At 46.0% G+C, this 18,738-nt stretch carries 17 protein-coding genes; 11 read left to right on the top strand and 6 right to left on the bottom strand.

Annotated features, from left to right (window positions below; all coding sequences use genetic code 11):
• Positions 1 to 278: 278 nt before the first annotated feature.
• The 5 genes from QUA56_RS26085 to QUA56_RS26105 all read left to right on the top strand — a co-directional run bounded on the left by QUA56_RS26085 (position 279) and on the right by QUA56_RS26105 (position 4,206).
• Positions 279 to 521 (top strand): DUF7219 family protein, encoded by a 243-nt coding sequence (locus QUA56_RS26085; protein ID WP_333363680.1) that lies wholly within the window; start codon positions 279 to 281, stop codon positions 519 to 521.
• Between the two features lie 105 nt (positions 522 to 626).
• Positions 627 to 1,160 carry an RDD family protein gene (locus QUA56_RS26090; protein WP_333363683.1) on the top strand — a complete coding sequence of 178 codons (534 nt, stop codon included), beginning with the start codon at positions 627 to 629 and terminating at the stop codon, positions 1,158 to 1,160.
• A gap of 38 nt (positions 1,161 to 1,198) precedes the next feature.
• Positions 1,199 to 1,387 carry a 50S ribosomal protein L33 gene (gene rpmG / locus QUA56_RS26095; protein ID WP_015175916.1) on the top strand — a complete coding sequence of 63 codons (189 nt, stop codon included), beginning with the start codon at positions 1,199 to 1,201 and terminating at the stop codon, positions 1,385 to 1,387.
• Between the two features lie 295 nt (positions 1,388 to 1,682).
• Positions 1,683 to 1,898: a 30S ribosomal protein S18 gene (gene rpsR, locus QUA56_RS26100; RefSeq protein ID WP_006631377.1), complete on the top strand. Its 216-nt coding sequence runs from the start codon at positions 1,683 to 1,685 to the stop codon at positions 1,896 to 1,898.
• Between the two features lie 301 nt (positions 1,899 to 2,199).
• The gene (locus QUA56_RS26105) at positions 2,200 to 4,206 is read left to right on the top strand and encodes a ribonuclease R family protein (protein WP_333363686.1); all 2,007 of its coding nucleotides are present in this window, start codon (positions 2,200 to 2,202) and stop codon (positions 4,204 to 4,206) included.
• Between the two features lie 316 nt (positions 4,207 to 4,522).
• Here QUA56_RS26105 and QUA56_RS26110 read toward each other — a convergent pair whose 3' ends face one another.
• The gene (locus tag QUA56_RS26110) at positions 4,523 to 5,728 is read right to left on the bottom strand and encodes a transposase (protein ID WP_333363689.1); all 1,206 of its coding nucleotides are present in this window, start codon (positions 5,726 to 5,728) and stop codon (positions 4,523 to 4,525) included.
• 358 nt (positions 5,729 to 6,086) lie between these two features.
• Between QUA56_RS26110 and QUA56_RS26115 the strand changes: the two genes are divergently transcribed.
• The 4 genes from QUA56_RS26115 (at position 6,087) to QUA56_RS26130 (ending at position 10,246) form a co-directional block, all read left to right on the top strand.
• Complete coding sequence (locus QUA56_RS26115) at positions 6,087 to 7,529, top strand: 1-acyl-sn-glycerol-3-phosphate acyltransferase (protein ID WP_333363691.1); 1,443 nt, start codon at positions 6,087 to 6,089, stop codon at positions 7,527 to 7,529.
• 178 nt (positions 7,530 to 7,707) lie between these two features.
• Positions 7,708 to 8,595: a histidine kinase dimerization/phospho-acceptor domain-containing protein gene (locus QUA56_RS26120; RefSeq protein WP_333363694.1), complete on the top strand. Its 888-nt coding sequence runs from the start codon at positions 7,708 to 7,710 to the stop codon at positions 8,593 to 8,595.
• Positions 8,596 to 8,601: 6 nt separating this feature from the next.
• A complete protein-coding gene (locus tag QUA56_RS26125) occupies positions 8,602 to 8,766 on the top strand; it encodes a hypothetical protein (RefSeq protein ID WP_333363697.1) in 165 nt (54 codons plus the stop codon).
• Positions 8,767 to 8,785: 19 nt separating this feature from the next.
• Positions 8,786 to 10,246 (top strand): IctB family putative bicarbonate transporter, encoded by a 1,461-nt coding sequence (locus QUA56_RS26130; protein WP_333363700.1) that lies wholly within the window; start codon positions 8,786 to 8,788, stop codon positions 10,244 to 10,246.
• A gap of 280 nt (positions 10,247 to 10,526) precedes the next feature.
• Here QUA56_RS26130 and QUA56_RS26135 read toward each other — a convergent pair whose 3' ends face one another.
• From QUA56_RS26135 to smpB, 3 genes are all read right to left on the bottom strand, one after another.
• Positions 10,527 to 10,757 (bottom strand): Osc7112_2153 family protein, encoded by a 231-nt coding sequence (locus QUA56_RS26135; RefSeq protein WP_333363703.1) that lies wholly within the window; start codon positions 10,755 to 10,757, stop codon positions 10,527 to 10,529.
• Positions 10,754 to 11,443, bottom strand: a complete 690-nt coding sequence (locus QUA56_RS26140) for a tetratricopeptide repeat protein (protein WP_333363705.1) — start codon at positions 11,441 to 11,443, stop codon at positions 10,754 to 10,756. The genes QUA56_RS26135 and QUA56_RS26140 overlap by 4 nt, the downstream gene beginning before the upstream one ends.
• Positions 11,444 to 12,204: 761 nt before the next feature.
• A complete protein-coding gene (gene smpB / locus QUA56_RS26145) occupies positions 12,205 to 12,672 on the bottom strand; it encodes an SsrA-binding protein SmpB (RefSeq protein WP_006631384.1) in 468 nt (155 codons plus the stop codon).
• A gap of 127 nt (positions 12,673 to 12,799) precedes the next feature.
• Here smpB and xrtO point away from each other — a divergent pair, with 127 nt between their 5' ends.
• Both xrtO and QUA56_RS26155 read left to right on the top strand, forming a co-directional pair.
• Positions 12,800 to 14,389, top strand: a complete 1,590-nt coding sequence (gene xrtO, locus QUA56_RS26150; RefSeq protein ID WP_333363708.1) for an exosortase O — start codon at positions 12,800 to 12,802, stop codon at positions 14,387 to 14,389.
• Positions 14,364 to 17,267 carry a TIGR02921 family PEP-CTERM protein gene (locus QUA56_RS26155; RefSeq protein ID WP_333363711.1) on the top strand — a complete coding sequence of 968 codons (2,904 nt, stop codon included), beginning with the start codon at positions 14,364 to 14,366 and terminating at the stop codon, positions 17,265 to 17,267. The genes xrtO and QUA56_RS26155 overlap by 26 nt, the downstream gene beginning before the upstream one ends.
• 432 nt (positions 17,268 to 17,699) lie before the next feature.
• Here QUA56_RS26155 and QUA56_RS26160 read toward each other — a convergent pair whose 3' ends face one another.
• Both QUA56_RS26160 and QUA56_RS26165 read right to left on the bottom strand, forming a co-directional pair.
• Positions 17,700 to 18,182 (bottom strand): cupin domain-containing protein, encoded by a 483-nt coding sequence (locus QUA56_RS26160; RefSeq protein WP_333363715.1) that lies wholly within the window; start codon positions 18,180 to 18,182, stop codon positions 17,700 to 17,702.
• A 61-nt stretch (positions 18,183 to 18,243) separates the two neighbouring features.
• Positions 18,244 to 18,549: a Rieske (2Fe-2S) protein gene (locus tag QUA56_RS26165; protein ID WP_333363718.1), complete on the bottom strand. Its 306-nt coding sequence runs from the start codon at positions 18,547 to 18,549 to the stop codon at positions 18,244 to 18,246.
• Positions 18,550 to 18,738: the final 189 nt, after the last annotated feature.

Here is an 18,738-nt window from a genome sequence, read left to right on the forward strand (position 1 = left end):
TAAAATCTAAAATCTAAAATCTAAAATCTAAAATCTAAAATCTAAAATCTAAAATCTAAAATCTAAAATCTAAAATCGATTGACCCCGCCTGCGTAAGTTCTACACGTGAAATTACTTATGTTTTTATAGCCATCATCTCTGCGTGTAATTCCAATCACAAAAAAGTTCGCAAAATATCACATACTTTTTGCTACTTACAGCACAACTTTAAAAGGAAAGCGCGGTTTACAATGAGCTAGATAAGTTCAGAAATTTTTTTTCATGCGAGGTTAAATCAATGGTAGCAAATTCAAATTTTTTATATCCTCAAAATCGCTATTACGGTGAAGTCAAGCCAGAGAATTTGGTATTTAATGCGAATTTACAAGAGTTTTCTCAGCGGGTGGGCTACATCAGTTCCTTGACATCTAACGGTAAAATCTCTGTGGAACAGGCTTTTACTCAAATCCAAACACTCTGGGAACAGGTGGAAAACTCGAAAAAGCAGTTAGGAATCGGCGAAAATCCATTTTCTGCTTGAATAATTAGCGGTTGGCTTTGACGTTGATTTACGGTGATTGATGCCGATCGATTAATCCACAGCTTAAGATGAAAAAGTAGCTAGTGGCGATCGACCTTTTTGCCTATGAGTTCCGACCTAGTTCCTCTCCTTCCCAAAGTATCCGTCGGCCGCCGCGCCGCGGCCCTCTGCATCGACGGAATCGCAGTTTGGCTGCCCAGTTTGCTTCTGGGCAGTAATCCCATCGTCCAAACCATATTTTTTGTCCTGCTGTGGCTGATCCTGCGCGTAGCCATCGTCAGGAAAAACCAAGGTCAAAGTCTCGGGCGCTGGGCCTTGGACATGAAAATTGCCGATACCAGATTCCAACGGACTCCCGGAGTGCAAGAACTCTGCAAGCGCGAGGCATTGCTGGGCTTTTGCGCTGCCTTAGCCTTCGCAGGTATAGCTGGGCTCACATCTACCAACGCCGCCGTCTTGCTGCTGATGCTGCCCCTGGCGATCGACTGTAGCGTTGCCCTCACCTCCGCCGAAAGGTTTCCCCAAGCTTTCCACGATCGACTCGGCGGGACGATCGTCGTCGGAACCCGCCGCGGCTACTCCCTCGACATCAAAGTTAGAAGATTGCTTGACCAAGTGCAGAGCAATGTGAGAAGATAATAAATTGTGTTTAAATTAGTCGAAATTTATTTAGAATTATGGCTAAAGGCGTCCGCATCATAATTACTCTAGAGTGTACTGAGTGCCGAACAAACGCGAGCAAACGCTCAAAAGGCGTGTCTCGGTACACCACCACCAAGAACCGCCGCAATACGACGGCGCGACTGGAACTCAAAAAGTTCTGTCCCCACTGCAACAAGCACACTGCCCACAAAGAGATCAAGTAGTGATTAGTCATTAGTCATTAGTCATCAGTCATCAGTTGTTGGCAATTGATATTGAACCCGCCCAAAAACGGGTAAAAACCCCCGACAATCCTGAGTGGAGAGCGCAAAATTTTAGACGAAGGTTCAAGCTCCCAGATTCATTTGTGGAGTCAATCTAAAACCTAAAATCTAAAATCGACTCACCCACAAAAAGCAGATAACTAACAAATGCTTTACTGACGGCTAGCAACTAACGGCTAAAAACTAACAGTCAACAGTCAACAGTCAACAGTCAACAAACAACAAACAACAAACCATGACTTACTTTCGCCGGCGCGTTTCGCCAATCAAACCAGGAGACCCGATCGACTACAAAGATGTCGATTTGCTCAAAAAATACGTCACAGAACGCGGTAAAATCTTGCCCCGCCGGATTACCGGTTTGACGGCAAAACAGCAGCGAGACCTGACCAGAAGCATCAAAAGAGCAAGAATTGTAGCTTTGATGCCCTTCGTAAACCAAGAAGGTTAACAGGATTTTGGATTTTGGATTTGAGATTTTGGACTGGGATAAGACTTGCGCGAAAATAGCGTCTTTCTGTCATTAAAAAGGCAGCAAGATAATTGCGAAATCGGGTTGAGAGTCGCTGCGGCGCAAGTCTTAATCACAAGTCACAAAGTTAAAAAACAAGGAAGAAAAAAAATAACTTTTTAGATTTTAACTTTCACAATTGACCAGAAAAATTGCCAACATCCAAAATCTAAAATCGCAAGCTCGAAACTCGATAACTGGCAACTGTAAAAATCCAAAATCTCAAATATAAAGCTGGCAAGTGGAGAAGGGAACGTTAGTAGAATTTAGAGTGCACGGCGACCGCCGTCTGGCAGTTGCCGATCGCCCCGACGGCAAGAAAAACTGGGTGCTGGTAGACGAAAACGGTCAACCGCACAGCATACCGCCCAAACAAATCAGCTACGAAGTAGTCGGAGAAACTTACAAAGCCTCCGACATTCCCAAATTTCTCAAAGAAGTAGAAGCCTACTCAGATCCGTCGAGTTTGGAAGTAGCTTGGGAACTCCTAGTCGGCGACGGAGAAACAGCAGATCCCGAATCCCTGGCAATGCTGCTATTTTCCGATCGCAGTCCGGCCCAGTGTTACGCTGCTTACTGTTTGCTATCAACAGACAAACTGTATTTCAAACAAAAGGGCGATCGCTACGAACCGCGATCGGCCGCCCAAGTAGCCGAAATCAAACACCAGCAAGAAGTAGAACAGCAGCGACACCAAGAATCCCAAGGATTTTGGGATCGAGTCAAACAGCGGCTGGCAGGAAAAAATGTAGGTTGGGAAAACAGCGATCGAACTCGCCTCGACGCCCTAGAACGCTTTGCCACCCTCGGAGAAGAAGCAACGCACCGCACTCCGGCTTTAGAAACTTTAGCCAGCTTAGAACGCTCCGAAAACCCCGAAGCAGCCTTTGGGCTCCTAGTCGATCTCGGCCTGTGGAGTACCCACGAAAACCTGTTTTTGCGGCGCAGCCAAATTCCCCTACAATTCTCCGCAAAGGTATTAGAAGTGGCCCAACGCTGCCTAGAAAATCCTCCCACCGACTCGGACACAAATCGTCTCGATTTAACTCACCTCAAGGTTTACACGATCGACGACGAAAGCACCACCGAAATCGACGACGGCCTCAGCTTAGAATTTCTCGAAAACGGCCAGCAGCGCCTGTGGATACACATCGCCGATCCCACCCGCCTGCTATCCCCCGGAGACGAACTCGACCTCGAAGCCAGAAAGCGCACCACTACCGTTTACCTGCCCACGGGAATGATTCCCATGTTTCCCCCAGCTTTGGCAACCGGGCCGATGAGTTTAATTCAAGGCAAAGAGTGCAGCGCGCTCAGCTTCAGCGTCACCTTAGACGAAATCGGCGCGGCTCAAGATTACAGCATCCACATCAGCACCATAAAACCCACCTACCGCTTGACTTACGATGACGTAGACGAAATGCTGGAGTTGGGAATCGAAGCAGAACCGGAAATAGGCGCGATCGCCTCTGCGGCAAAACTGCGGCAAAAATGGCGGGAAGCCCAAGGGGCAATCAGCATTTTCATGCCAGAATCCGTCATCAAAGTCAACGGCGACGACATCAAAATCCACGTCATCGACGACTCCACAGCCCGGATGCTAGTAGCCGAAATGATGATTTTAGCTGGCGAACTAGCCGCCCGCTACGGTCAAGCTCACAGCCTGCCCATACCCTACCGCTATCAGCCACAGCCCGAACTCCCCCCAGAAGAAGAACTGCTGGCCGTGCCCGCAGGCCCCGCCCGCGCTTGCGCCGTGCGCCGCTGTATGCCGCGCAGCGAAATGGGTTTGACCCCCGGACGCCACGCCGGCTTGGGTTTGGAATCATACACTCAAGTTACTTCCCCGATCCGCCGCTATACCGACTTGCTGACTCACTTCCAAATCAAAGCCCACCTGCGGGGCGAACCCCTACCTTTTGCGGCTGAAGAAATACAGGACATAGTGATGTGTCTCGGCACCGCAGTTAAAGAAGCCTCTACCGTAGAACGCCAAACTAACCGCTATTGGGGATTGGAATATTTGCGGCGCAACCCCGATGAAGTTTGGGAAGCTTTAATGCTGCGCTGGCTGAGGGAAGACAGCAATCTCGGATTGATTTTATTGGAAGAGTTGGGTTTAGAATTGGCAATGCGATTTGGTCGATCGGTCGAAATAGGCGATCGGCTAGAAGTCAAAGTCACCCACTGCGATCCGCGATCGGATGTTATTAACTTCCAGGAAATGATCTTTGAAGCCGCACAATAGGATTTTAGATTTTAGATTTTAGATTTTGGATTGCAAAAATCTGTGTTGAAGGCTGAAACTGAGGATAAATATCGTTTTTAGTCGAGTTTCCGACAATCAAGCATCCAGGATACAAGCCCCCGGATTCATCCGTCCAGAAATAAAAAACCTGTATCCGACTAAAATCTAAAATCTAAAATCTAAAATCTAAAATCGATTGACCCCCTCGCATTCCCCTTGTCAAGGACAGGGGGTAAAAAAGATGATGGGTTCATATCTAGTCCTGTAAAATAATCTTGACATCCTCCCCGCCGTAAACGGTCGGGGATTCTAAACATCACTGTTTAGGCTTCCTCTTTCCACGACTCGACTTACATTGAGGAGTTACCTCACCAATGCAGCGGTCGATGTCTCCAGAGGCGTTTAACGTTTCCGTGTGCCCCACGGTACGAAGTCCTAACTCCAGTATGTTGATTGCTGCATTCCAGTCACGGTCTAGTACAACACCGCAGTGCTGACAGCGGTGCGTTCTTTGACTCAAAGACTTTTTAACAACTTCTCCACAGTTAGAACAATTTTGCGAAGTGTAGTGCGGAGGCACAGCGACTGTTACCACTCCAAACACTTTGCCAAAATATTCCAACCATTGCCGGAAATTAGACCATGCAGCGTCAGAAATAGACTTGGCTAACTTTCTATTTTTGACCAAATTTCGCACCTGCAAATCCTCGTAGGCTACCAAGTCGCTAGACTGGATTACGCATCTTGCCAATTTCACGGCAAAATCTTTACGCTGTCTACTTACTTTGAGGTGTTTTCTGCTTAATCGGTTTCTCGCTTTGGCTCTGTTTTTAGAGCCTTTTTTTGTTCTCGAAAAACGGTGGTTCAGTCGTTTGAGTGCTTTATGGGACTTCCTGAGATGACGCGGGTTCTCAACTGTTTGACCATCTGAATCGGTGTAAAAGTGCGTCAAGCCAACATCCAAACCTAGTGTTTTACCAGTTGGTGTTCTCTTTTCTAACCTCTCTTGGTCTATCAAAAACTGCACATAGTAACCGTCAGCCCTACGAACTACGCGGACTCGCTTAATCTGCTTTAATTGATAGAAGTGTAGGTCGCGAGTTCCCCACAGCTTAAAGCTTCCGGCTTCAAAACCATCAGTGAAAGTGATAGTAAGTCGATCGAACGACAATTTATAACCTGTTGTTTTATATTCAACAGAGCCGTGGGTCTGATGTTTCTTAAAGCGCGGAAAGCCTTTTTTCCCTGGTTTGCTTTTTTTGCAGTTGTCGTAGAACCGCGCAATTGCAGACCAAGCTCTTTCAGCAGAAGCCTGACGCGCTTGCGAGTTGAGTTTAGCGGCCCAGGGAAATTCTTTGGCTAGGACAGCGCAGTAGGCACTTAACTCGTACTTGCCGATTCCCAAGTTGTCGAGCCAGTATCTGAGACAACTATTGCGAACAAAGCGAGCAGTGCGGATGGCTTCGTCTAGCCTCTCGTACTGCTGCTGCGTTCCCTCAAGTTTTGCCTCAAATACCAACATAGTTACGCCTGTCGTGTTAGCGTAAGTATAGCACAGAAAGCCGTCCTACAAGGACGGGGCTTTAAACCAAATTATTTTGGTAATTCTTGTGTGGCCGGGTTCACCCCCGATCTGTAATATCAGCCAGAAATCCCGTAAACCCTCCCCGACCACAATATTGTGGTCGATCGACTGGACATAATATTCGATCCAAGACAGGTAATACTTTTGACGTTAAATTGACACGTTTTGCTATCTCCTCTCTTCCTCTGTCTCCTCTGTGTCCTCTGCGGTTAATCAAAAAAAACTTCAGCATTGTAACAATTGGAAGTTTTTACCGCAGCCTAGTAATCTAAAATCTAAAATTTAAAATCGCAAAATGCCCAATTCAATTAGCCAAGTTCAGCCGCCGCTGGAATTCATACCCCCAGCCTACAACCCGCTAGTGATGCAAGGTTGTAAGCAAATACTCCCCTGGTGGCTGCGATTTCGGACGAGTATCAGCCACATTCAAGCCGAAAACGTCGAAACCCTCGCCGAACTATTCCACCAATTTCAAAATCAGAAAGTTCGCTTCTTGCTAGCCTTCCGCCACCCCAACTCAAACGATCCCTACTGTTTGGGACAATTGGTTTGGAAACTGGTTCCGCAAGCTGCGCGGCAAAAAGGCATTCCCCTGCAATTCCCCGTACATTCGCACTTTATTTACGATCGCGGCATTCCCCTGTGGGCTGGTGCGGGCGTAGGCTGGCTGTATTCCAACCTCGGCGGAACTCCGATCGTTCGCGGTAAAATCGATCGCGCCGGATTGCGATCGGCCCGCAATTTATTTGCCAACAGCCAATTCCCGATCGCCGCCGCCCCAGAAGGCGCCACCAACGGTCACAATGAAATAGTTAGCCCCCTCGAACCGGGAATTGCTCAAATGGGCTTCTGGTGCGTTGAAGATTTGCTAAAAGCTGGACGCACTGAAAAAGTTTTAATTGTGCCGATCGGCATTCAATACCGCTATGTCAACCCACCTTGGCAACCCCTAGAAAAACTTTTAACTCAATTAGAAATTGATTGCGGACTACCACCCTTAGATCGCACCGAGATCGCCAACTTAGAGACCGCCAATCCCGATTCCGAAAACCCTAATCACAAATTCCAATATCTGCGCCTTATCCGACTGGGCGGTCATTTGCTAGCAGTGATGGAAGAGTTTTACAGCCGTTTTTATCATAAAACATTACCGCCACAAACATCTATTTTAACATCATTATCGCTACCAGAAAAAACGGCAAGCGATTCGGGCAATGAAGTAATGATCGCTCGACTGAAAGCACTGTTAGACGTGGCTTTGCAAGTAGCCGAAGAATATTTTAACTTAAAGCCCAAAGGCAGTTTAATAGACCGCTGCCGCCGTCTGGAACAAGCAGGCTGGGACTATATTTATCGAGAAGATATCAAAAATATTGCAGCACTTTCTCTCTTAGAAAGAGGATTAGCCGATCGCCTCGCTGAAGAAGCAAGTCTTCGGATGTGGCACATGAGACTTGTAGAAAGTTTCGTGTCCGTCACGGGGAGGTACGTGGAAGAAAAGTTGACAGCAGAACGTTTGGCAGAAACAACTTTACTGCTGTGGGACGTACTGGCTCGCATCAAAGGGGGAAATCCTTTCGGCCGACCGAATTTGGGCAAACAGCAAGTACAAATGACCGTGGGCGAACCGATATCAGTGGGCGATCGCTGGGAGGGATATCAAACCAGTCGCAGGTTAGCAGTTGCCGAACTCACTCAAGACTTGCAATCAGCTTTAGAAAAAATGATTAAATCTTAATTAGTCAGATCGCGAAGAAGTTCAAGGGAAGAAGGAAAAGGTTCGAGGAAAGAAGGATTATATATTTTTATTCACTACCTTTTTCTTTTGTGAGGTGTAAACTGATTGTTATAGACTTTTGGAATAGGTCTAATGAACGGCCAACGCTCGCTCGACAATGAACCAATAAAAATTACAGATGACTAACAAACCGATCGATTTGTCTACTAACTCAATTAAGGTAAAACTGCTGAATTATTTAGCACAGGAATTGCTCACCCCGCTCACTTCGGTGATCGGCATGGCAAGCGTGTTGAACCAAGAAATTTACGGCCCCTTAACCAGCAAACAAAAAGAATATATCGACGTGATCCAAGACAGCAGCCGGTCTTTGCGATCGCTCGTTGAAGAAATTTTGGAACTCGCAGAACTAGATGATTCGGCTTTCACCTTGAGGCGAACAGCAGTTGATATAGAAACTTTGTGCCAGCAGGTTGTGACAATCCTGTCGCCGGCTGCCTCTAGACAAGAGCAAGAAATCAACTTGTCGATGGGGCCCGGGCCGCGCATCTGGTTGGTCGATAAAGATAAGGTTCAGCAAATGCTGCACCACTTAATTTTTAGCATTATTCAATCAGCAGGGGCAGGCAGCGTGATTCGAGTCCACGTTTCTCGGAAAGAAGACGGTATCAACATCGGAGTTTGGGTTTTTCATCCTTGGTTGGGAGAAAGTTTGCCCCATGCTAAACTCTACACCGACTACTTGTTGAAGGTCGGATCGGGTAGCGTTTCGCCATCTAGCTCCGAAACCGACTCCCTCGAAGTCGAACCGCAACTTCCGACACAGGGTTCGCAGCGATTAACGCTGGCGTTTTCTGAATTGGCGTCTTTGGTGGCCGAGAATGCCGAAGATACCGCACCGGTCTTAGCTGGTTACGGGGCCAGGGAACGCTTGGGGCTGCTGCTTTGCTGCCAATTGGTGGAAATTCAAGGCGGTCAACTCTCGATTCAAGGTGCCCCGGAATCTGGATATCGCTACGCGCTCTGGCTTCCCTGCACCAATGCTACGGAATTGTTGGAAGGATGAAGTTAGTTGACTGTTGGCAGTTGGCAGTTGGCAGTTGGCAGTTGGCAGTTGGCAGTTGGCAGTTGGCAGTTGGCAGTTGGCAGTTGGCAGTTGTTAGAAATAACAATTACCTTTTTCCCAATTACCTTTTTCCCAATGCCCAATGCCCGATGCCCAATGCCCGATTACTAAGTACAAATCTAAAATTGAAATGAATTCAGTTTGGCAACAGTTAACTCTGGCAAATTTGCCGCTCTCTCAGTGGCAAAGTGGAAGTTATTTATTAAATTTGGCGATCGGCTCTTTGCGAAGTTGGCGGCAGAGTAGCTGGCTGATGCAGTGGGCAGAACCCCTGGGTTTTGTTTTGCTGGCCTTGACGTTTGGTTTGGGGCCGTTTGTGAACAATGCCTTGGTGGGAGTGTTAATGGCTGCTGGCGCTGCATTTTGGGTGCTGCTGACTGTTTCGGACGATCGCGCGATCGCCTTGACGCCCATTCACTTGCTGGTTCTGCTGTACTGGGGTATTGCCACCGTCGCAACCGCGATGTCGCCGGTGAAAGCCGCCGCTTTTACGGGTTGGAGCAAGCTAACGCTATATTTGCTGTTTTTTGCGCTGATGGCTCGGATATTGCGATCGCCCCGTTGGCGATCGTGGTTAATTGCCGTATTTTTGAACGTCGCTCTAGTTGTCAGTTTCTACGGCGTGCGGCAGTGGATTGACAAAGTGCCACCATTAGCTACTTGGAACGATCCGACTTCTACTCAAGCCGATGTCACGCGAGTTTACAGCTTTTTGGGCAATCCAAACTTGCTGGGTTCCTATTTGCTGCCGGCCATTGCATTGAGCGCCGCCGCACTTTTTGTGTGGAAAGGATGGGGAACAAAATTTTTAGCGCTGACGATGCTGGTGGTGAATTGCGCGTGTTTGCGCTACACGGACAGCCGGGGTGCTTGGATCGGTTTTGTGGCTCTGCTTGTGGTATTTTTAGTGCTGCTGTGGTACTGGTACAGCCCTTTGATGCCTCGGTTCTGGCGAACTTGGGCCTTGCCGTTAGGGTTAGGAGGTTTGGCTGGGGCCTTAATTTTGGGAGTGGCTTTAGTGGAGCCGCTGCGCGATCGAGTTTCGAGTATGTTTATCGGCAGAGGTGACAGCAGCAACAATTTTCGGATTAATGTTTGGACGGCGGTCATTGACATGATTCGCGATCGACCAATTCTCGGAATAGGCCCTGGGAATACTGCTTTTAATAAAGTTTATCCGCTTTATATGAAGCCGAAATTCACTGCTTTGAGCGCTTATTCTGTGCTGCTGGAAATTGCTGTAGAAACCGGTTTTATCGGTTTAATGTGTTTCCTGTGGCTGATGACTGTCACCGTCAATCAGGGTTTGGTGCAAATAAAAAGTCTGCGGGATTCACAATTTAACCTATCTCGTTTAGAGGAAGAATCCCAAGAGCCAAAATCTAAAATCCCAAATCTTAAATCGACTCAGGGGTTTTGGTTGATTGGGGCGATCGCAACTTTAGTCGGCATGATGGCTCACGGTTTTGTCGATACAGTTTGGTACCGGCCGGAAGTTAATATGCTTTGGTGGTTGATGGTGGCGATTATTGCTAGTTTTTACAGCAACTCGCAGCAGCAGCCAGATTCAGTTTTGACGGAGGGCGAGTAGATAGAATTGCTGGCGGGGTTTTCTCCCCGCCCGGTGCGGATTCCAGCAACAGCGGACACAGCAATTATTAATAGTTATACCAATTCAAAAAAAGAATGCAGCTTGATGCAAGCTGCAAACCATTATAGTCATTAAGTTGTTTCCAATTCTTCAATTATTTAATCTCAAATCTCAAATCCTATCAGGTGCGCGCTGCGCACCCTGCATACTACTACATACTACATACCTGTTGCTGTAAAGTGCTCAGGGTACACTCTACAAAATTTATTGAAAATAACTCTTATTCTGCGCTATCCGAAGGCATGACGAATCTTGGGCACGGATACTTTCCACCATCTCTATCTCTGCACCGCCGCCACGTCGATTGATTGAAGTCGAACGGCGTTTCGACTGATTCATTAACTGTAATTTTAACAGTCGCAGGAGTTGGCAGTGCTTTTGAGACTTGACTTAGCTCCAGTACCGTTATAATCGCCAGTATGGTTGATGAAAACAAAACTGTGCGTTTCATTTATTTGTTTTTTCCTCGTTTAATCGTTGACGTGCCATTCCTATCCATATATCCTCATCGAATTCTTGAGAATCCGCATACTTTAGACAAATTTTCCACTGCGGTAGCGCTTCCTTCGTCTTTTTCATCTTTTCTAGGACTTGCGCTTTTAAGCAGTAAGTTGCTGGTCTTTCACTATCAAGTTTAATCGCTGCATCCAGATGTTGCAATGCCTCTGAATATCGACCCTGTTCCAGGCGAGCCCATCCTAAATTTTTGAGTAAAGAATATTTGACTTGATCGTCCTCAGCTAATTTCAAACCTTGCCACAGCAAGTGAACGGCAGCAGCAAAGTTTTTTTGCTCAACTATATATAATCGAGCGAGATTGCTGTAAGCAGCAGGCAAACCGAGTTTGGCAGCTTGCAGATATTTTCCTCGGGCGCATTGTAAATCTTGCACCTCTTCGCAAAGCCACCCCAAATTGTAAAGAGCTGTTCGGCTTTTTGGATCTACCGAGAGTGCTAACTCATATGCTTGTTGAGTATCACCCAATCGATTGGCTTTGTAGTTTTCAAACGCCATATTATTAAAAAATGATGCCAGTTCCGGCAACCCAAGTTGCCAGCCGCCAAAGCCTACTGTTAGCATCAGGAGTAAGGCCCCCCACTTCGACGAGGGGTGATGCTTTTTTGCTGGCTCTTTCATGACCTTGAAAAGGTTAGCTAATGGTGTCGTTTTTAGCATATTTGAAATAGAAAGTTGCGCGATATTTTGTTTGCCAGATTTAATTGCGACCCTAATGGCATCATAATCTTATGAAATGACTCAGGCTTGAGTTCATTTCTTATAAGAGTTTGCAAGTCCACAGCCGAATGCTTGGGTAATGCTGCCACTACCTAGATGTATTCGAGCATAGGTTAATCATTCATGAGACTCCACAAGCGATCCGGATCTTTTCAGAAAGAAGGAAGCCGGAAGCCGAAAGCCTGAAGAAGGCAGGACTGTTGTCGATCGAATAAGTAATAATACTTAGTCTACGAGCGGGCGATCGACAGTATGCGACTCTATGAGGAGATACAGCGTATTCCACGTTTATCAAGTGTAGGGGCTTACCCTGGGCCGTTTCTCTACGGGGATCGAACGAGCTGGGGTTTAGTTCATCAACATAGAATCTGCTGTAAGATGGACTCCGGTGAAATAACTCTAATTAAGTTTGTAGTGATGATGGAAGTCCTCAAAATCCTCCTTTGAGGATTTTGAAAAAAATTATGATGAGTAATGAACCGAACTCAATTTAAAATAGCCAATCATTAATGAGCAATCACCAATCACTAATGACTCCTGACTAATAAACATCTCAATAAATTAACTTTTAACCTTCGAGTAGCAAAGGTTTTAGTTTATTTGTCGGAGATGACTAATGACTGATGACTGATGACTGATGACTGATGACTGATGACTGATGACTAAAATTGCTTCATTGCTCTTTCCATATCCCGCTTGTCTTCGCGTTTTTTCAAATCTTCGCGTTTGTCGTACAGTTTTTTCCCTTTACCCAAACCGATATCCAGTTTTACCCAGCCGCCTTTCAAATACATTTTTAACGGCACTAAAGTCAAACCTTTTTCTTCGACTTTGCCGATTAATTTGCGAATTTCCTGCTTGTGCATCAGCAATTTACGGGTGCGGCGGGGTTCGTGATTAAAATAGTTGCTAGCACTTCTCCAAGGCGAAATGTGAACGTTGATCAGCCACAGTTCGCCATTCCGAACTAAGCCATATCCGTCCCGCAAATTGGCTTTTCCTTCCCGAATTGATTTGACTTCGGTTCCCTTCAACTCGATGCCAACCTGATATGTCTCTATAATTTCATAGAGATGGCGCGCTTGTCGGTTATCGCTAACAATTTTGTATCCTGGGCTTTTTTCGCTCATTTTTACCTCCGATAAAATTAATTATTATAACGCTAGCTTTTCTGTAGAGAAAATCGAAGCTTGACAAAACTTAAATAATCGGTCTAGGCATTACCAATTTTGCTGAGCTAAGATGTCACCAACGTGAATGTCAAGCGGTATCATGCAGCGCACCAATATTCCCAATTCTGACCTTCCAGATGCTGTCAGTCCCAATTCAGGGTTTAATTTGGTTTGGCTGGCTCCTTTTTTGTTAGCGATTGCTTGGTTTTGGGCCAATATCTCGGCAGTTAAGTGGCTGTTATCCTCGCTTGTTGAGATACCCACACTGTACAAGATAGTAATTGCTTTTCTGATTGTAGCATTAGTAGTGCGATCGACTGGGAGCTCCGTTAGCGCAGCCCTCGAAGAGGATCGCCCGCCTGGATTTTCGCCCAATTTCGTTTTGAGGCGATATCCACTGCTGTTGATGTTGGGTGCAGGTATTTGCTCGATCGCCCTTCAGTGCATAATTGATATCAAACAAATTACTGTCCTGCTATTTATCCTCGGAACTTACGGGCTGTGCGGCTTATTGGTGGAGCCGAATTTTTGGCGAAAAAACTTGCCAGTTGCGGGCTTGCTGGCTTGTATTTTACCATTCAACACTCAGTTGAATAACGGATTAGGCTTGCCGGCGCGAGTGCTGACTGCTCAGGTAGTAGAACAATTGCTCTCAATGCTGCACGTTGGGGCTATTTCTTCTTACGATATCATCGTTTTGGAAAACGGCATCGCTCACGTTGACGTGCCTTGCAGCGGCATTAAAACACTCTTAGTGGGCACGCTATTTTTGCTAACTGCTACCTGGTTAGAAGGCCGCCAATTGAGTTTAAAATGGCTGGCAGTATGCGCTGCTAATTTCTTAATGTTAGTGTCTGCTAACGCTTTGCGGGTTGCCGTGCTAGTGCTGGTTGCCCAAGTTTTCCAACAGCCAACTTATGCAGAAATTCTGCACGTACCCCTGGGAATTGTGGGTTTAATCTGCGCTTGCTTCTTAAGTTGGTTGATGCTGCAAAAAGTTCCGAAATTTCAAGAAACAAAAGGAATTGATTTTAACTCGCAACGGGATTTAGAAATACTCAAAAATCAGCCTCTGGCAAAACCCGGACTAATTGCTGCGGTGGTTGTTTTGGGGGCAATTTCTCAATTGTATCATCTAGAAAGCGAAAAATTAGCGATCGCCCCCCTGAAATTTCCCGAACAAATTGTATCCGAATCAATCCCGCTGAATGCCAGCGAACAAAAATTCTTTGGCAATTACCCAGGCACGCAAACAGAAAAAAATCGATTTGTCTCAGGCAACTTGCGCGGTTCCATGCTCACAGTAGCCAGCACCTCTTGGCAGACTTATCACGCACCGGAGCTATGTTTTATAGCCAGCGGGATTCCCGTCAATCGAATAGAAAAAAAACAGCTAACTCCTGCCGTAACGGCGCGCTGGCTTTCTCTCAAAGACAACCAACTATCCGCTGCATACTGGCTGCAATCTGCGAAACAAACTACCGATAACTTCTTGTCGCGCATCGGCAGCGACATCACCCATAAAAATCATACTTGGGTGCTAGTTTCCATTCTATTTGACAGTTCTGTAAACCCCGCAAGTTCTGAAATACAAAACTTCGCTAATACTGTACACAATGCCGTAAATTATAGCTTAACAAGAGGCAAAAATGAAAAGATTAAAACTGGTCTTTAATATAATTTTTCAGTCAATATTTTGGCTGTGGAACCTGACATTTTTATCAATCGTTTATCTCGGAATTTTGCCCTATGTAGGAATTCCCTTAATTCAAGCCACAATAGACGGAATTATTCCCCTTGAATTTTTCTTAACCCTAACAGCACTGATAGCAATACCGACAATATCTACCGCAATCGGATTCAGGACTTTTAGGAAGCAACCATTGCAGCTAATGCGATTGTTTTACGGAGTAGAAACCCCCTTATTTTTGCTCTGTTTACTCAGGTTATTTCTGCTGCGAGAGCTGAATCCTGCTAGTTCTCAAATCATCGCTACTCTTGCTTTGTGCATTGCAGCATTTTTAGTGGAAATGCTGTACGGATATCTAGGGAAAATAGAAAATGTTCAAAACATTTCAGATTCCCAAACTTCCCATAACAAACAGCATCGTTTTATAAGCTTAATTGGAGAAAAGCAAAGTGCATGGTTGCAATTAGGTTGCCACAGTTTAATGCTAGTAGTTGGTATTTGGGCGGCAACATTGCTGATGTTTTACGCTCTACCAGTAGGATTATTTACAGTTGCGGGATTTTTCACTTTAGTCATTGAATTTTTCAAATTTACATGGGTATCACCATTTCTGGAGATTTTTAAATACGGGGCGTGGGCATCGGCTTTAATTTGGATACCGCTATCCTTTATATTGTTTGGTTTAACCTGTAGCTTATTCGTTGTCATGCCTTCGCTGTACGGCTTTCTCTACATTCATTCCGGGCGGAAAATATGGCAGAGTTTTGCTGCACAATACGGGAAAAATAAAGCGCTAATCGGAAGTTTGGGAGTCATAGCAGCTTGGCTGGCTATTTTCTCCGCTTTGCAGCAACAGCCGCAAGTTGCAGCACTGAAAATGCTGGCGACTCCGCCCGCAAATGATAGCAGCCGCCAAACTTTATTAGCCAAGTCTGATATGATTCGATCGGGCTTAGTTAACGCTTATTTGTCCCCTTACCGCTACCTCAGCACTGTGGGAGAAAACAACCACATTTATGAGATTTACACAAATACTTTGAATTTGCCTGACCAAGCGGCTCAAACTGTGCAGAACAGCTATAATTTTTTAATGTCGCCGTTTTTGTATCAAGGTTCTAGTGCAGATGTTAAAAAAGCAGAAAAACTCTACGGCGAATTCTTCGATACGGAACTGCAAAAAGGCGACACAGAAGCAGTAAAACACGCGGTACAGTCAACATCAAACCGCGAAGAAGCAAAAGCCGGTTTGCTGAATGTCAATCAGGAAAAAGTCTGGTTGCGATCGCAAGAAGTGACAGTCAAAGAAAACGGCGATTGGGCAGACGTTCAACTCTACGAAGTTTACAATAATCAAACAACAAACTTGCAAGAAGTATTCTACTACTTTTCGTTGCCGGAAAGCGCAGCAGTCACAGGAATTTGGCTGGGAGATACTGGGGATTTGAAAAAGCGTTTTGCATTTACTGTATCGCCTCGCGGTGCCGCCCAGCAAGTCTACAACGAACAGGTAGCAGAAAGAGTCGATCCGGCTTTGCTAGAACAAATTGGCCCCAAACAATACCGCTTGCGGGCTTTTCCAATTCCGGTAAAACGAGAATTCACTCAAACTGAAGGGCCCACGGAAATGCACCTGTGGCTTACTTACAAAGTCATGCGCCAGCCACAGGGTTGGGCTATGCCTGTTTTGGCTGAGAAACGCAACATTTTTTGGAACCAAAATACGCGCCGCACGATCGCCGGAAAAGAAGTGAAATACAGCGGGAAAGAAGCAAGAGAAACTTGGCTGCCACCCTTTTTGCCCGCAGCCGCACAGCAACCTCTAACAGCGCAGCAGGCGGTTCTACCGGGAGGAAATATCATTTATGCTAAGCCGCTGGCTGATGCAAATTACTCGCTACCGCAAGGCAAGAAATTTGCAGTTATTCTGGATACTTCCCGCAGCATGGCGGCGGAAAGTAAGGAAGTAAAAGATACTTTTGAGTGGTTGAAAGCTAATACAGCAGGCAAAAATGCTGTTGATTTGTATGTCGCCAGCGCTGCGGGAATGCCGCCTAAGTTGGTGCAAGATGTACGCAATTTCGATGCGGCAAAGGTGACGTTTTACGGTACGATCCAGCTCAAAGATATGCTGCAACAGTTTGCACAGTTGCGGGGCGATAAAATTTACGATACTGTATTTTTGGTCAGCGATCGCCACAGTTACGAATTGTCGGACGATCGCAAACCTAAAGTTTCCATCTCTGCACCGCTGTGGACAGTGCATTTGGGAGGTTTGCCCCCGGGCTACGACGACTCAACTTTAAAGGCAATTCAAGATAGCGGGGGCGGAGTTGCTACGGACATGAAAGAGGCGATGCAGCGAGTGGCAACGACAGCAGCTTCGGGCAAATCTACAGTTAGTGTTGTTGATGGCTATGCTTGGAGTTATGCCAAAACCCCGCAGTCGAAAAAAACCGCCAAATCGGCGGCAGTTGCAGAGCCAAAAGATGCCGGAAATGAAAGCTTTAAACCGATAGCGGCGCGGCAATTGATAACTGCACTTAGCAAGCAGAAAAGTTCAAATCAATTGAGTCAGTTGGATGCGATGCACTCGCTGGCTAAAACCTTTAAAGTGGTGACGCCTTATTCTTCGATGATTGTGTTAGTTAATGACGCGCAAAGGGAGCAGCTAAAAGCAGCGGAAGCTAAGAGCGATCGATTTGACAGAGAGGTAGAATCGGGTAAGGAGGAGTTAACTAAGCCGAACAATCCTCTGAATGTTTCGGGGGTTCCTGAACCGGAAGAATGGCTGCTTTTGGCGGTAGGTGCGATCGGGCTTTTGGTGATTTTCCTCCATCAGCGGCGCGCGAAATTGATAGGTTGAAAAGTCCGATGGTTGAAATTTATAGCTCTTCTCAGGTCGAGGAGGTATGACTGACAACTTATATAACGACTAAAGAAGAGGGCTAAAGCCCAACTACGTACCTCATTTACTTGAGAACCGCTATAATTAACTCCTTCCCAGGCGATTTGCTTGGGAAGGAGTCAACGATTAACCAAGCAGAGCCTCCGAATCTGCATTACCAGGCTCTGCCTGTTAACGAGTAAACCGACTTCTGCAAGAAAACCTGCACCCGCCGTGAGAATATCTGATATCATATCCGGTCGATTACCATAACAAAAACGGTTCGATCGTTTGCATTTCAGTCCGCACCCTCGATCGAATCTGATTGTGGTTAATTACTCGGAAACCAGATGAACCCCCGATGCCCATTCAAAACTTTAAGCCGCCACCACCAAGCACCAGTAAAGTCGATTAAGGCTCGATCAAAATTGCTTTCGGTTTCTGAGAATCCAACAGAGAAGCGGAAATCAGAATCACCAGATCCTCTGTTTCATTTTGACCGTAATGCACCATGCCCCCTGGCTCAACTAAAGAATCTCCCACCGTCAGACGAGTAGTTTGGCCCGCGTCTAGGGTTTCTTCTTTACCATTGGCGCGTTTAATTTTCGCGGTTCCCTTGACAACATTATAGGTGAGCGTCCCCAATTCAACTTTTTCAATTTGCATCCCTGGATGAATATGAGGTGGCAGTTTTGCCCCAGCAGGAATGGTATAACGTACTAATTCTAAAATTCGACCTTCTGCCTCACTGGGATAACCACTCGCTAAGACTTCCCGCTTCACGGTTTGAGTATAGCTATTGCTCGGTGGTGGTGTTTGCTGACTTCTCGCGATCGTCACTGTTCCCAAGCTAACCATCATCATCACAGAAAAACGCAAACCTAATTTTTTCATAGTCTTTTTTGTTTCAATCTCTAGTTTTTCCATCCCTAGTGGGGATTTGATCCGTGAATCATCACTCATCTATCTCCACAAAAACGCGATCGCCCTCAATCTTTACCGGATAAGATTCCAGGGCATCGGCTGGTGCATTCAAACATTTACCGCTATCTAATTTGTACTGATACTTATGGAACGGACAGGTAATGATACCCCTGCTTACCTTACCCATGTCGATTGGATATTCCAAATGACTGCAAGCATTGCGGTAACAAGTGACATTCATGCCTTGACGATTTAAAATCAGTGAAATCCCCTCAACTTTCACCTTCAAAATATCCCATTCGGGAACTTGATTCAGCCCTGTTATCTCTACCCACATATGATTTCTCTCGCTTTAAGTAAATTATTGCAAATTAATGCGCGATCGCCCGAAACGCATATTAGACATCGCCAGAATTGCAAGCTTTGAACAGGCAAGATGCCTGTTCCACAATAATTATGGGAGATGTCTATTGAACAACGAGCGATCGCGCTCTAGTTCTAACGCCAACACCTCTTAAAGTCTGAA

The organism is Microcoleus sp. N3A4 (assembly GCF_036701805.1).
GTDB lineage: Bacteria > Cyanobacteriota > Cyanobacteriia > Cyanobacteriales > Microcoleaceae > Microcoleus.

Coding starts and splice junctions, on each gene's coding strand:
- QUA56_RS26120 (WP_333363694.1), top strand. CDS start 7,708: ATGACTAACAAACCGATCGATTTGTCTACTAACTCAATTAAGGTAAAA.
- QUA56_RS26115 (WP_333363691.1), top strand. CDS start 6,087: ATGCCCAATTCAATTAGCCAAGTTCAGCCGCCGCTGGAATTCATACCC.
- QUA56_RS26165 (WP_333363718.1), bottom strand. CDS start 18,549: ATGTGGGTAGAGATAACAGGGCTGAATCAAGTTCCCGAATGGGATATT.
- QUA56_RS26090 (WP_333363683.1), top strand. CDS start 627: ATGAGTTCCGACCTAGTTCCTCTCCTTCCCAAAGTATCCGTCGGCCGC.
- smpB (WP_006631384.1), bottom strand. CDS start 12,672: ATGAGCGAAAAAAGCCCAGGATACAAAATTGTTAGCGATAACCGACAA.
- QUA56_RS26160 (WP_333363715.1), bottom strand. CDS start 18,182: ATGAAAAAATTAGGTTTGCGTTTTTCTGTGATGATGATGGTTAGCTTG.
- QUA56_RS26155 (WP_333363711.1), top strand. CDS start 14,364: ATGAAAAGATTAAAACTGGTCTTTAATATAATTTTTCAGTCAATATTT.
- QUA56_RS26135 (WP_333363703.1), bottom strand. CDS start 10,757: ATGAAACGCACAGTTTTGTTTTCATCAACCATACTGGCGATTATAACG.
- xrtO (WP_333363708.1), top strand. CDS start 12,800: ATGTCAAGCGGTATCATGCAGCGCACCAATATTCCCAATTCTGACCTT.
- rpsR (WP_006631377.1), top strand. CDS start 1,683: ATGACTTACTTTCGCCGGCGCGTTTCGCCAATCAAACCAGGAGACCCG.
- QUA56_RS26130 (WP_333363700.1), top strand. CDS start 8,786: ATGAATTCAGTTTGGCAACAGTTAACTCTGGCAAATTTGCCGCTCTCT.
- QUA56_RS26140 (WP_333363705.1), bottom strand. CDS start 11,443: ATGAAAGAGCCAGCAAAAAAGCATCACCCCTCGTCGAAGTGGGGGGCC.
- QUA56_RS26085 (WP_333363680.1), top strand. CDS start 279: ATGGTAGCAAATTCAAATTTTTTATATCCTCAAAATCGCTATTACGGT.
- rpmG (WP_015175916.1), top strand. CDS start 1,199: ATGGCTAAAGGCGTCCGCATCATAATTACTCTAGAGTGTACTGAGTGC.
- QUA56_RS26110 (WP_333363689.1), bottom strand. CDS start 5,728: ATGTTGGTATTTGAGGCAAAACTTGAGGGAACGCAGCAGCAGTACGAG.